Here is a 14,042-nt window from a genome sequence, read left to right on the forward strand (position 1 = left end):
ATTAGAAATCGGGCATTTAGCCGATCGCCTTAACAAGAACAGTGTCACACCACATCATATCAGAAACTTGCCAGCTACTTAAAGGAAAAAGGCAAAAGGTAAAAGACAGAAGCCAGGAAAAAATTATCCCTTCTGCCTTCCACCTTCTGCCTTCAAAGGCACTAATCTCCCACTTTAAGCTGGATATATCCGCAGGCGGCGATTAGGTTCTTCCCCAAAACTGTGGGATTTCAGGTGATAGTGTTCCACAAGTTCGTGCTGCATTTTGCGGACGTTAGGAGAACGGGGCAGGAGTTCCACCGGCTGTCCCTTGGGAATGACAATTTGCTCGACTGCCAAACGGGTTTCTTCGAGAGCTTCGAGCTCATCAGAAGAACCGCTGCGGGCGAATAAGGCGAGGTCTGCCACTTCCGGGGTGCCGGGGTCATCCATGTCCAACAGACGCCGCAAAGCTCTGGCTACGTGGGGAATAGTGCCGGCTTTAATTGTGTGCAGGGGAACTTGGCGAGTTTTGGCCAAGTGCCTCAATTTCGACTGGTTCCGAACGTTCGATCGCAAAGCCAAAACCACGTCAGCGCTCTCAATATCCTTTGTCAGCAGTACCGGCAGGTTCAGCGTCGAAATCACCTGTTCGAGCTGGTGGCGAGCTATGCCGTAAGGATAAACGTGGAGGGGCAAATCTTCGCCGTTAGGGCCGACATTATGGGAAAAACGTCCGGGCTTAGGTACAGGCTCGACGGACAGGGATTCTTCCAGCAGTTGCTCGAAATACCGAGTCTCAGAAACTGGCGCGCTTTTAGCAGCGAAGTTCTCGCTGGGAGCGGGCATAGGAACCATTTTGCCAGCACTCCGCCACCCTGAGATCGGTGTGACGGGCCGGATTGGCGATACAGTAGCCGGGCCGCTGGAAGCTGCTATCCCCGGAAACCGGGCGGGGGGAGCGGCCGACTCGCGCTCGATAATTACTTCTCCACTGTCGCTGACACTTCTGATTTGCTGGTTCGGTTCGCGTCCCCGCAGCAGAGTGTCGATCGAATCTGCAACTCGCTCGTGGATCGCCCAGCGCTGGCGTTCCAGCATTTCGACGGCAATTTCAAAAGTTGGCGGTGATTTGCGCTCCAAAACCGTCTTTTGAGAACCGCGCCGCCTTGCTTCGTCATCTCCCAGCGTCACCGCTTGGATGCCCCCAATTAAATCTGCCAGAGTCGGGTTTTTCATCAAGTTTTCCAGCCGGTTCCCGTGGGCGGTACCGACCAACTGCACGCCCCTTTCGGCGATCGTCCGAGCGGCCAAAGCTTCGAGTTCCGTGCCGATTTCGTCAATCACGATTACTTCCGGCATATGGTTTTCCACTGCTTCGATCATGACTTGGTGCTGGAGTTCGGGACGGGAAACTTGCATTCTGCGAGCTCTGCCGATCGCTGGGTGGGGAATATCTCCATCTCCGGCAATTTCGTTGGAGGTGTCGATGATTACCACCCGTTTTTCCAAGTCATCAGCGAGCACGCGGGCAATTTCCCGCAGGGCCGTGGTTTTGCCAACTCCGGGGCGACCGAGCATCAAAATTGACTGACCGGTTTCCACTAAATCGCGGATAATGCCGATCGTCCCGAACACAGCGCGGCCCACCCTCAAAGTCAAGCCGATAATCTCGCCGCTGCGGTTGCGAAGGGCGCTAATTCGGTGCAGGGTTTGCTCGATACCGGCTCGGTTGTCGCCGCCGAAGTGGCCGACTCGCTCGATGCAATAGTTGAGGTGTGCCTTGGAAACCGGTGTTTGGGAAAGAGGTTCGGCCAAGGATGGAAAACGAGCTTCTGGTCGGCGGCCCAAATCCATGACAATCTCAATGAGATTGTTGCGCTGCGGGTGCTGCTCTAAGGGCTGCCGGATCTCGTCTGGCACAATGTCTAATAATCTGTTGAGGTCGTCTGTAATCTGCATTCGCCTCGATGTGTTCGGTGACGTTTTCAACTTTTTAGTCAGTTGTCAGTTAACAGTTGTCAGTTGCCAGTTGCCAGTTGTTATGTGTCAGTTGCCAGTTGTTGTTGGAATTAACTACTAACTACTAACCACTAACTAATGACTAATGACTACTGACTAATGACTACTGACTAAAATTCTTTGAGCGGGGAAACTAGAGAACGAGCTAAACTCACGGCCTGTGAGAGAAGTTCTGGGACGGCTTCGAGCTGAGGTAGCCGAGATGTTTGAACTCCGGCTCCTGGCCGCGTCACTGCCACCGGAACGGCATAGGCTCGATCGGTCTGCATTGTTTCTAACTGTTCTAAAATTGGCGATAGCAAAACCCTGGCATAGCTGCCGTAAGCTACACCTGCAATGTATGGGACAGGGGGAACTGACAAATTTTTCCCGCTCTCCTTCATCAGCCCGTCGGCTCTCAGCTTGCTGACAGTGTGAGCATTAGTGCCGCCTGCAAGTTGCACGTATCCCGGCAACTGGGCAGCCAAAACTTTTTGACCGAGTTTGACCGCGGCTCTGGTAGTTCCTGTTCCGATATCTCCGCTCATTGGCCTACCGTCGGTTTGCCAAATTAGGGGACAAGGAAGGGGGGAAATTATTTGATAGAGTGTCCGCAAATAATCAATCAAACCGTCTCCATCGGGGCAACTAATTGCTATTACCTTGAGTTGACCGACCCAGGGAGCTATACTCGACCAAAGTCGCGCAAAATCTGCCTCTCTGCCTACTTGCGTGTGGATTTCTAGGGCGTCGGCACCGGATTGCAAGATTAAAGGTGCGATCGCGGCGGGAGCAGACACGTAAGAACGAGTGTAAATCTGTTGGCTCGGACAAATCGGCAGACAGCGACCGCAGCCATAGCATTGCTGGTCTATCACCCCGGAAAAACCACTGCCAGCACTCTGAAAAACTATTGCTTCGGCTGGACATATTTTTTCGCAAGGCCGCCAGCAGTCCGCCGGACAATCGGCTGGGTTGAATTCGGCTTTGCGAAAATGCGGGTCTTCCCCATCATTTAAACTCACCATCAGCAACGGCAACCCTTTGCCGCCAAACCTGCGGTTTTGAGTTCTTGCCTGTAATTCGCTGGCCACTTGTAGGGCTTCTTTCGCTGCGGCGACGGCGGCGGGATCGGCCGCGACATCGATACAGTCAGCGCCTGCTAAGGTGTAAGCCAAGGTGAGATTCCGTACAGCAGGCAGGTGTTGAAAGCTCGCCCCACAGATCAGCTTGAACCAATGGCCATCTTTTAATGAGTTTAGGGGATGATAATGTTCTGTCACCCTTATATGCTAATCCTTTGAGCTGAAAATTACTATGTGGAAATTTCTACTTAATTTTAAAATTTAGGCTGATACGAGCTGGAAACGCTACTGATAGGAGTAGCTCTGGTGCTGTTGGCCCTATATGTAGAGTTCGGAGGTAACTATTTTTGAGAAATCTAATTTTTTTGAGAGTGCCTAACGATGAGGCGATTTTCAACTTTGCCGATCTGCTTTAGTTACGGACAGACTCTCTATCCTATCATACTTGGGTCGATTAGGCAAGAAAAAAGTAGACTAGAGATTTTTTTTGAAGTGACCGTGCAGTGGCAGTTGCCATACAGTTCGATCGAGCATTGAAACCCATCGACCAACCGCAGATGAACATTCTCCTCCCTGACTCGAAGCTAAATTCATCTGGGTTAATCTGCGATTGGTCGAGCTATACTACTTGCTCAGCCGCTTGTAAACCGTAGCCAAAGCATGGCTATCCCCCACATTTCCCGGAAACAAAACCACTGGTAAATTGGGAAACAGAGGATGATCTGCATCGGTTTTCACCACCGAACAACCGGCAATAATTTGACCGATTTGCCTAACACTTTTCAGCGACAAACCTGTACTCAAAACATCATTAGAAGTAATGCCGCCCTTGCTAATCAAAAATCCGATATCTGCAGGCAACCCCCGCACGATATCCATCAATAAAGCAGAAACCGCCTCTCCAAATTTTAACCTAATTTCTGCATTGTCAAATTCGAGTTCCTTGCGGCTGGTATAAATTACAGGCGTTTTGCCGTCGGCATGAGAATTGCGGACTTTTTCGAGAATTTCATCGAGCATTTGGGTGCGATACTCGGGTGAATCTTCTAGCAAGTGAGATACATCTATTTCAATGCTAACTATATTGGGTTCTTTTAACAAGCGCTCCAATTGTTCCGTAGTTTTCTTAACGTGGGAACCAACTATTACTGCACCCGGTTTGCCATCCCTCACATATTTTGCCATTTCGTCGGCTGCTACTGGCTGTGGGCCGAGGTCAGCTAAGGATGTTAAAATACTCGCTGCACTGCGGAATAAAAACTTTTTGCCTTGACTGACTGCATTGAGAATGTGTTTGGCAAATGTGTCTAAATCGCCTTGGCTTTGGCCGTCAACAACCGCACATTGGTTGTCTGTCATGTCCATCAGTCGATCTAAACTTCCGTAGCGAATGTCTCCGAGTAAAATGCGATCGACTGCATCAGCGGGGATGCGACCTTTGGTTTTTTCTTCTACATAGTCTGGCAGGTAACTGTGACTGTACCCGAAGACTGAATCTTTGGCAAATTCAGTTTCGTGTACTGGTGTCGGGACACTGTTAACTATTAGGTAGTGCACGCTGTGGCGGGTAATTCGGCCTCCCTCAAAAAAGGCGGGAATGAGAAAATGAGCGTCGAAGGGGCCAAGTTCTTCGGCGATCGCGTCGGTTTCGATGGGATAGTGGCCGCGCAGGGTAGAATCGGAACGGCTAACTATTAGGAAGTCTTCGATTTTTTCGGCGGCGATCGCCCTTTTTAGATTTTGGCACACTTCGCGGGTGACGGAGGCTGCTTTTTCGGGAGTTAGCGATCGAGTATTTGTCAGTATGAAGAAAATCGGGCACTTGTCCCGCAGCCCCAAACGCAGGGTGTCTTCGTCCCAACGTGTCAGCAGCAAGCAACTGTGCACGGTTTGAGAACCAGTCGGATCGTCGTCGAGAACTATAATCTTGGGTTTAACAGAAGACATACTGACCTGGTTGTTAACGTCACCTTTCCAAGATATCCTTACCTGTTACGTAACAGGAAAAAATTTACAATAGTTATGAAATTTTTTTCACAATTCTCATAACTTAGAATTTGGAGAATGTGTTTGAGTTAGATCGGTTCAATAAGCTGCATATTGCTACTGTGTAAGAAGCGCACGCAGCCGTGCACGCTACTAAGTTTTGCCATTTTTAAAATTAGCAGCGTTTCGATCTTGCAACTTTTTCATTTCTGCTTGAACTCCCACGGCTACCTGCAAAGCTTCGTTGAGCAATCGTCCTTGTTCGCTGGCTCGATCGCTAATTTGCAGGGCAGTCAAATTTTTTAAGTTATTGGCAAACAATTCGGAGTTAGTAGCGACAAATTTTTTGTTTTCCCTAAGAATTCTTTCTGTTTTCAAAGCTCGAACTAAATCGTCTCTGATTAGTTGCAAAGCTTGAATAACTTTTGCGCGATCGCCGATTTTGACTTCTGCATTGCCAGCATCTTCTATCTTGTCATTTATTTCAATCGCTTTGATTATACCATTATAGCGATCGACATCATCAAAAAGATTGATTAAATGTTGGTTTTGCCGACTGCACCAAATTTTCCAGGCATCCTCCAAGATTAAACCCACTATCGCAGCGAAGTGAAGGACGAACCACCACACATACGCCCTAGGAAATATCGCAACTAGCAGCCAACAACTGATTAGAACCAAAACAATTAAACCGACTGTTTTCAAAGCTTCGCGGGCAAACTTAGTCGCTGTCGGCGGCCGGTATACGCGATCGGGCCCCGCGCCGGTGAGGTGCTTGAGCTCACCGAGAGTAATTTCTAATCCCTGAATGTCAGCTCGCATAAATCTTTACAAATATATGTTAATTATAAAGTTTTGTAGTAGAACAAGGGGCTCGTCTACAATAAACCTAACACTTTTTTCACCCAACCCTGCACTATGTCCGCACGTCCTATATACCTCGACAACCACGCCACAACCCCCGTAGATCCACGGGTACTTGATGCGATGCTGCCGTATTTCACCGAACAATTCGGCAACGCAGCCAGTATCAATCACGTCTACGGCTGGGAAGCAGAAGCAGCGGTAAAACAGTCACGACAAATCATAGCAGAAGCGATCAACGCCTCCCCAGAAGAAATTGTTTTTACCAGCGGCGCCAGCGAAGCAAATAACTTAGCGATTAAAGGCATCGCTGAAGCTTATTTCAGTAAAGGAAAGCACATTATCACAGTAAAAACCGAACACAATGCAATTCTCGACCCCTGTACCTATTTGCAAAAATTGGGGTTTGACATTACTGTTTTACCGGTGAAAAGCGACGGGCTGATTGATATAGGCGATTTGATCAAAGCGATTCGGGCCGAGACAATTTTAGTTTCAGTGATGACGGCTAACAACGAAATTGGCGTCATCCAGCCGATCGCAGAAATTGCTGCAATTTGTCGCGGAAATGACATTATTTTTCACACAGATGCGGCACAGGCGATCGGCAAAATTCCCCTCGACGTAGAGGAGATGAATATCGATCTAATGTCCTTGACAGCCCACAAAATCTACGGGCCAAAAGGGATCGGTGCTCTCTACGTGCGCCGCAACAAACCGAGAGTGCAGCTAGCGCCGCAAATGCACGGAGGAGGCCACGAACGGGGAATGCGATCGGGTACTCTCTACCCACCGCAAATAGTTGGGTTTGCCAAAGCAGTAGAATTGGCAATTGCAGAAATGCCGTCGGAAACAGAACGAGTGGTTAATTTGCGGCAGCGTTTGTGGGAAAATTTGAGTGAGTTGGGCGATGTTTTTCTCAACGGTCACGCTACTAAGAGATTGCCGGGGAATCTCAATATTAGTGTAGCCGGGGTTGACGGTCAGGCGTTGATGTTGGGTTTGCAACCGGCGGCGGCAGTTTCTTCGGGATCTGCTTGCACTTCGGCGAAAATATCTCCCTCTCATGTTTTAGCAGCGATCGGGCGATCGGACAAATTAGCTTATGCTTCAATTCGGTTTGGTATTGGCCGGTTCAATACCGAAGCAGAAATAGATGCAGTCGCCGAACACGCGATCGCAACTATTACATCTCTCCGACAAGCTCAAAAAGTCATGAGTTAGGATTTAAGAGTTAGATAGAATCCGGCTTAAATACTCCCTTTATTTCTTAGTCCGCGCAGGCGGACTTCGTTTGTGTAGGCGCGGTTTCAACCGCCGACTTCCTTTAACCTCTTGCATGAATTTTTGATTGATCTATCAACCGCAGATGTCAGGCAGATAAACACAGATAAACGCAGATAATTTCAAGAATAGCGAATGAATGCAAGAGGTCTTTTGTGTGTGTAGGGGCGGTTTCAACCGCCGACTTCCTTTGACTCTTATTTAGAACCAAACACCTCGCGCACCCGATAAATCGGTTTTCCCTGCGACTCGTGATAAGTCCGCATCATCACTTCCGCCAGCAAACCAAAACAAAATAACTGCACGCCAGTCAACAGCAAAACTACAGCCAAAATCAGCAAAGGACGGTTCCCAATAATTTGGCCAAAACCCAATTTTAAGACTGTCAAATAAATTCCTAAAATCGTTCCCAAGGTCATAGAACTCAGTCCCAAAAGTCCAAAAACGTGCATCGGTCGAGTCAGGAACTTTTTCATAAAAGAAATAGTTAACAAATCCATCAACACGCGAAAAGTCCGCCAAATTCCGTACTTACTTTGACCGAAACGGCGGGCGTGGTGTCGCACAGGCAGTTCTGCAATTCTCGCCCCTTCAATAAACGCCAAAGCAGGCAAAAAGCGGTGCAATTCCCCGTACAGATTCAAGTCTGCGACTAACTCTGATTTATAAGCTTTCAAAGAACAGCCGTAGTCGTGCAAAGTTACGCCTGTAACGCGACCAATTAACCAGTTCGCAATTTTAGAAGGAATCAACCGACTAATAGTATTATCCTGCCTGTTTTTCCGCCAGCCGCTAACTAAATCGTAGCCTTCATCTAACTTTGCCAACAATAGCGGAATATCAGCCGGGTCATTTTGCAAATCGCCGTCTAGGGTAACAATAGCACGACCGCGAGCGCGATCGAAACCTGCGGACATGGCAGCAGTTTGCCCGTAATTGCGGCGCAAAATTACAGCACAAAGGTCATCGCGAGTGCTGGCTAGCTGCTGGAGAAGTTCCGCAGAACCGTCCTTAGAACCGTCATCTACACAAATAATTTGATAGCTGAGTCCAGATGGTTGGATAGAAGAGGCGATCGCCTCAATCAAATGAGGCAAACTTTCCACCTCATTATACACCGGCACCACCACTGAAACGTCGAGAACAACCTCAGCGCCAGCCTGCTGTGCAGCCAATTTTTCCAAAAATAATGCAGCGTCCATTTCTTTGTTAAATAACATCAGTAATCATTAGTCATTAGTTAACAGTCAACAGTCAACCGTCAACCGTCAACAACTAATTAGGTTGATAACTTGCCACAACTTTACCATATCCCCGCAATTGCTGGTAATAAGCTTGACTGACTAGATCGCCATCGTCCGACAAAACATCGATACCGATACCGTTGCGACCTTGTGCTTTTCCAGAACTGTGAATGTAGCGATTATCTCCGAGATATAATCCTACATGAGTGGCTTTTTCTGGCGTACCAAAAAATACTAAATTCCCCGGCTCTAAAGCACTGATACTAATAGGTTTAGTAAAAGCTTCCTGCTGATAAGCATCCCTCGGCAACCAGATACCGGCAGCCACAAAAGCCGCTTGCATCAAGCCCGAACAATCATAATTGGGCCCGACTGTACCGCCCCAAAGATAATAATTGGATTGGTTCATAGCCTCGCGAGCGAAAGTAATTACAATGGGTAATTTTTCCTTAATTTCCGCCTCAGAAACCACCAGAGGATGATACACTGTTTCTGTGGGATCGAGCAACTCAACATCTCGAATATCCAGCCATCCCGGATAATCATCTTCGCACAGCCGCACCATCACAGCCGTTGTATCCAAGTTTACATCCCTCTGTCTTAGGGGGAGTTCGGCGACGCGCAAATGTCGCCCCAGCGCTGCTTGAGTTGCCAATCGATCGCACTTTGGGGAATCGTAAATATTTATGTGCGATCGCGCCCGGTACTCCTGAACATCAGATAATTGATAATTGGCCATTGCTAATTGCTCATTGTTTGCTGTTAATTGTTCGCATTTATTGTTCGCATTTAACTATAGATTGCCATTAGCTGCTAGCCGTTAACCGTTAACCGTCAGCCATTTACCATGACATTTTTTCACAAAGACGAACAATTAGAAAACCTCGGCAGTAGCATTATAGACTCCGCATTGTCAAAATTTACAGGATTAAGTGGCGATCGTATAGCCATTACCTGGATAGTCTACGATCCGCCGGTGCGAGTCAATACAGGCGGAGCCCTGAGTGCAGAAGAATTTTGGAAATATCAACCCCGAGGTTTTAGCGCTAGAGCTTCCGAACGAATTTATCCAGCCAGCATCGTCAAATTATTCTACCTCGTTGCCATCTGGGAATGGGCGCAAAAAGGCATGATTCAAACATCGCCAGAATTAGAACGCGCCGTCCGAGATATGATAGTTGATTCCAGCAACGACGCCACCAGTTTAGTAGTAGACGCGCTCACCGGCACCACCAGCGGCCCCGAATTATCCCCAGGCCCCTTTGAAAGTTGGAAACAGCAGCGAAACATCGTCAACCGTTACTTTCAATCATGGGATTGGCCGGAATTACAAAATATTAACGCCAATCAAAAAACCTGGTGTGACGGCCCCTACGGTCGCGAGCGAGCATTTGTGGGAGAATTAATGGAAAATAGAAATATGCTGACCACAAATGCAGCGGCGCGTTTGCTGCACAGTATAATCGGTGGCGTAGCTGTTTCTGCCAAAGCATCGCAAGAAATGATGGGTTTAATGAAACGCAGTTTAGACCCAGCAGAATTAGAGGCAGATCCCGAAAATCAAGTAACGGGTTTTTTAGGCGGGGGATTGCCAGAATCAGCAAAATTGTGGTCAAAAGCGGGACTGACAAGTCAAGTTCGTCATGATGCTGCTTATATTGAAGTACCGGGTTTGCGGCCGTATTTGTTGGTTGTATTTACCGAGGGGAAAGAGAATAGCAAGAAGGAAGAAATTTTGCCATTTATATCGCGGCAATTTGTCGAAGCGATGAAGACACTGAATTAGATTTAGTAGTTGATTATTGCGGCTAGACTAGACTTGAATTGCAAAAATAATTTGGACGGGCTAGAAGCCCATCCCACAAAAATTTCTTGTGGGATGGGCTTCTAGCCCGTCCAAAAATTTGATTAAAAGGAATCTTTTCCTAGAAGCTATAAAACGGAGAGGGAGGGATTTGAACCCTCGAAGGATGTTAACACCCTTAACAGATTAGCAATCTGCCGCTTTCGACCACTCAGCCACCTCTCCAAGATGACAGTAACTAACTATAGCACACACATCTTCTTCTTGCCAACCCCTAATTTAAAAATTCCTCAATCCCTTACTCTGTATACATTTCGCCACCTCAACCTCCAGCCTCTTCCCCAAAGCCCCTAGCCTTCAAGTGCTTTTCCCAACTAAAATTGGAACTCAAAAAGAACCTCTTAGTATACAAATAGCCCAAGCGGTACAGGTTAGCCTTGCGATCGGCATCGAGATTAAAGTCCGTCGTCGTCACCCCAGCTTCAGTCACATCAATATTAATCACCCTGCCCTTATCCATTTCTCGCTGGTGATAGCGGTCTCTTGCTTTCATCATCGTTCTGAACATCGCCGCCAGCATCGACAGGGGAGTATCAATCTTAGCTTTAGTCTCAATTCCGGTATCAACTAATCGAAACCCAAAGGTAAACCAGCGGGGCGGCGCAGGAGTCGCACCAACGGATTGTTTGTCATAAATCCACAGGGGGAAATTGCTCAAAATTCCGCCATCTACAATTAAGTCATCGCCGAGTTTTCCAGGTTCAAAAAATAGGGGAATACTCATCGACAACCGAACGGCTTCAGCCACGCTAAAATGTTCAGCGCTTTGGAGTCGCAACTGCTCATACAAAGTATCGGAATCGGTCGATTCGCGTCGGTGTAAGTCATCTGGCAGCACCAACATTTCACCGCGAGTGAGGTTAGATATTACTACTTTTAATTCCCGGTCTTTTACGATTTGTTTTACATCGGCAAAAGTATGCAAGTTACCTCGACCGAGCATTGCTTCCAGCCACTGCCGGAATGGCTGCGCCGAATATTCTCCCATCTGACGGCTAACTGTTAGGAAAAGCAGCGTCCAAGCAGGAGATTGCAAGTCGTCGGCGGGGTCGCCGTTTAAAATTAGAGGACTGTTTTTTTGAGTTAAAAATATACTGTAATCGAGCTGTCCTAAAATTTCTTCTAAATCATCAATTGACAAGTCGGTTGCCAATACTGCGGCAGTAATGGCACCTGCCGAAGTGCCGGCCAATTTTCGCCAGTTGATGCCCAAATCGCTACAACACCGGAGTGCTCCTAAAAACGCAACTCCGCGCACGCCGCCGCCTTCAAAAACACCGTCGGCATAGATTTGACCGTTTTCGTCGGGAGGCGGAAATTTGCTGAGAATTGTTTGTTTCTCGGTGGCGGTGATTCTGACACCGGGTTCTTGCAAAATTTGCTGCGGATACCACTTGCTCATGGGAAATACCTCGGATCAATTTTGGGTTTTAGATTTTAGATTTATAGCTATTGTTCTTGATTGTTGTCGGCATCCATTGCCTCTTTGACGTATTGTTGAACTTGCGATCGCACTTGTTCGTAGGCCACCGACGCGCACCAAGGCCGGAGAGATAAAATAGTTGTATCTGGAGTAATCTCGGCCACCAAACAAGTCGGGGGCGGATTCTCCAACACCAGCGGGTGAGAGTGGGCAATTTCTAATAACTCAGCGACTGTCGGACGGATCGGCCGATCGCCAATATCAATCTTCAAGTCTACTCGCCTCGTTCCCATTGCCGTTGTATTTTTCAATGTACCGTTAAACAACTGATTGTTCGGGACAATAATTTTTATCCGATCATCTGTCACCACGGTTGTTGAAAAAATCCCGATACTGTCCACCACTCCCTTAACATCCCCAGCTTCGATCCCATCTCCGACTTCAAAGGGGCGCAAACTAATCAACATTACCCCAGCAGCAAAGTGCGACAAAGTATTTTGCCACGCCAAACCAATGGCCAAACCCGCGGCACCCACCACTGCAACCACACTGGTAGTTTGAATTCCCAACTGACTCAAAGCGGCGACTACTCCCACTACCAAAATCGTAATTTCAGCAGCTTGAACTAAGAATTTCCGCAGCGTGGCTTCGGTGCGACTCAGTGCTCGGCGAGTCACGCGGCCCGCAAAGCCGATCGCAAATCGCGTAATTAACAAAATGCCGATCGCCCACAGCAGTTGAGGTACAATTTTAAACCCCAATTCTACGAATTTTTTCGAGAATTCTTGGGCTACTTCCAAGGCTTGTGTTCTTTCTGCATTTAGCTGAGAATAGAATGTTTGGGCTATTGGTAAAAACGTCGGAATAACTGTCATATCAATTTGGAATTTGGAATTTGAAATTGAGAATTGCAGTCTCAGTCTTATCGCTTATTACGAGAGTCCGACGGGCGTTAAAAACCCCTGTCTCCTAGCGAAAGTCCTCTAAAATAGGACTAAAGTCGATAATTTTATCCTTCAAACTCTTGAGTCGGTTTAAACTGACTTTTGCTATGAGGCACGGCTTTAAACCCCTGCCGGACTACTGCTAATAGTGTACTGCTACGCGGGGCAATCGGTGTTTAAAACCGCAGAGAATTTCCCACGAAATAGTTCCTAAAGTCGTGGCCCAATCGTCGGCAGTAATTTTATATTCCCCATCTTTGCCCAACAGCGTCACCACTTCGCCGACTTCTAAATTGGGAATATCAGTTACATCCAGCATTAATTGATCCATCGTTACCGCGCCCACTTGCCGCACGAACTGACCCCGGACTAAAACCTGCATTTTATTAGAAAGATTGCGCGGAATGCCATCTGCATAGCCGATACCAATTACGGCAATCTGTGTCTGGCGCTGAGCTATAAATTGATAGCCGTAACTGACGCCAGTTCCTGGTTCAATTGTTTTCACCTGCGTTACCCTAGCTTTTACCTGCATTGCGGGCTTCAAATTGGATCTCGACTGCAAGTGAGGTGCTGGATAAAGACCGTAGGTAGCTAAACCAACTCGCACTAAATCGTAGTGCAAAGCCGGGTCAGCGAGGGCAGCAGCAGAGTTTGCCAAGTGGAGGCGAGGGGGGTTAATTCCTGCTATTTTAATTTGCTCGATCGCCTGTTGAAACCGCTGGTGCTGCTCTCTCATAACTGCGGGGTCAGGACTGTCTGCTGTCGCCAAGTGAGAGTAAATACTGGCTAATTTTAAATTGGGCAACCGCTTGACTAATTGCACAAATTCTGTAGCTTCTTGCCAGGGCGTTCCCAAGCGAGACATTCCGGTATCTAACTTAGCGTGAACCGGCAAAGATTGGTTCAGATCGGCGAGAACTTCCGAAAAAATTAGGGCTTGTTTGGCAGTACAAATAGTGGGCTGCAAGTGCCAATGGGCGATCGCCTTTACCTGTTGGGCTGTATGGGTTGCCCCCAACAGCAAAATCGGCGCTTCTATTCCAGCTTCTCGCAATTCTATTCCTTCGGGAATTGTCGCCACTCCCAGCCAACTAGCACCTGCTTGCAATGCTGTTTGACTGACTGCAACAGCACCGTGACCGTAAGCATCCGCTTTCACAACTGCCATCAGTTCTGTGTGGGGAGATAAGAGCTTTTTAAGCTGTTTTACATTGTGAGTTAAAGCTGCTAAATCGATTTCTACCCAAGCCCGCTGGCAAAGTCCCCCGTTATCGTCCCACAGCAACGTCTGGCGGGATTCTTTTGTCGTTGATTCTGCGGTTGTTTGTTCCCCACTCCACATTGTCGATCGCTCCTACTTGCTTA

The 14,042-nt window shown here is 47.8% G+C and carries 11 protein-coding genes and 1 tRNA gene; 2 read left to right on the plus strand and 10 right to left on the minus strand.

Annotated features, from left to right (window positions below; all coding sequences use genetic code 11):
- Positions 1-174 precede the first annotated feature (174 nt).
- The 4 genes from QUA42_RS09280 to QUA42_RS09295 all read right to left on the minus strand — a co-directional run bounded on the left by QUA42_RS09280 (position 175) and on the right by QUA42_RS09295 (position 5,873).
- On the minus strand, positions 175-1,941 hold the full coding sequence (locus QUA42_RS09280; protein WP_333137034.1) for a R3H domain-containing nucleic acid-binding protein: 1,767 nt from the start codon (positions 1,939-1,941) through the stop codon (positions 175-177).
- Positions 1,942-2,111: 170 nt separating this feature from the next.
- A complete protein-coding gene (gene ldpA / locus QUA42_RS09285) occupies positions 2,112-3,263 on the minus strand; it encodes a circadian clock protein LdpA (protein ID WP_333137035.1) in 1,152 nt (383 codons plus the stop codon).
- 426 nt (positions 3,264-3,689) lie between these two features.
- Positions 3,690-5,012 carry a four-carbon acid sugar kinase family protein gene (locus tag QUA42_RS09290; protein ID WP_333137036.1) on the minus strand — a complete coding sequence of 441 codons (1,323 nt, stop codon included), beginning with the start codon at positions 5,010-5,012 and terminating at the stop codon, positions 3,690-3,692.
- Between the two features lie 192 nt (positions 5,013-5,204).
- Positions 5,205-5,873: a hypothetical protein gene (locus tag QUA42_RS09295; RefSeq protein WP_333137037.1), complete on the minus strand. Its 669-nt coding sequence runs from the start codon at positions 5,871-5,873 to the stop codon at positions 5,205-5,207.
- Between the two features lie 96 nt (positions 5,874-5,969).
- On the opposite strand from QUA42_RS09295, the gene QUA42_RS09300 reads away from it, so the two are divergent.
- Positions 5,970-7,139 carry an IscS subfamily cysteine desulfurase gene (locus QUA42_RS09300; protein ID WP_333137038.1) on the plus strand — a complete coding sequence of 390 codons (1,170 nt, stop codon included), beginning with the start codon at positions 5,970-5,972 and terminating at the stop codon, positions 7,137-7,139.
- Positions 7,140-7,396: 257 nt separating this feature from the next.
- Here the strand turns inward: QUA42_RS09300 and QUA42_RS09305 are convergent, their stop codons facing one another.
- Both QUA42_RS09305 and QUA42_RS09310 read right to left on the minus strand, forming a co-directional pair.
- Positions 7,397-8,419 (minus strand): glycosyltransferase family 2 protein, encoded by a 1,023-nt coding sequence (locus QUA42_RS09305; RefSeq protein WP_445301300.1) that lies wholly within the window; start codon positions 8,417-8,419, stop codon positions 7,397-7,399.
- A 55-nt stretch (positions 8,420-8,474) separates the two neighbouring features.
- The gene (locus tag QUA42_RS09310; RefSeq protein ID WP_333137039.1) at positions 8,475-9,182 is read right to left on the minus strand and encodes a C40 family peptidase; all 708 of its coding nucleotides are present in this window, start codon (positions 9,180-9,182) and stop codon (positions 8,475-8,477) included.
- Between the two features lie 108 nt (positions 9,183-9,290).
- Between QUA42_RS09310 and QUA42_RS09315 the strand changes: the two genes are divergently transcribed.
- Positions 9,291-10,229 carry a serine hydrolase gene (locus QUA42_RS09315; RefSeq protein ID WP_333137040.1) on the plus strand — a complete coding sequence of 313 codons (939 nt, stop codon included), beginning with the start codon at positions 9,291-9,293 and terminating at the stop codon, positions 10,227-10,229.
- A 154-nt stretch (positions 10,230-10,383) separates the two neighbouring features.
- Here QUA42_RS09315 and QUA42_RS09320 read toward each other — a convergent pair.
- The 4 genes from QUA42_RS09320 to alr form a co-directional block, all read right to left on the minus strand.
- A tRNA-Ser gene (locus tag QUA42_RS09320) sits at positions 10,384-10,472 on the minus strand.
- A 97-nt stretch (positions 10,473-10,569) separates the two neighbouring features.
- Positions 10,570-11,709, minus strand: a complete 1,140-nt coding sequence (locus QUA42_RS09325) for a patatin-like phospholipase family protein (protein ID WP_333137041.1) — start codon at positions 11,707-11,709, stop codon at positions 10,570-10,572.
- A gap of 47 nt (positions 11,710-11,756) precedes the next feature.
- Positions 11,757-12,605, minus strand: coding sequence for a mechanosensitive ion channel family protein (locus tag QUA42_RS09330; RefSeq protein WP_333137042.1), 849 nt, complete (start codon positions 12,603-12,605; stop codon positions 11,757-11,759).
- Between the two features lie 211 nt (positions 12,606-12,816).
- Positions 12,817-14,019 (minus strand): alanine racemase, encoded by a 1,203-nt coding sequence (gene alr / locus QUA42_RS09335; RefSeq protein WP_333137043.1) that lies wholly within the window; start codon positions 14,017-14,019, stop codon positions 12,817-12,819.
- Positions 14,020-14,042 lie beyond the last annotated feature (23 nt).

Origin of the sequence: Microcoleus sp. Pol11C2, from assembly GCF_036701505.1 — a bacterium.
Classification (GTDB): Bacteria; Cyanobacteriota; Cyanobacteriia; order Cyanobacteriales; family Microcoleaceae; genus Microcoleus.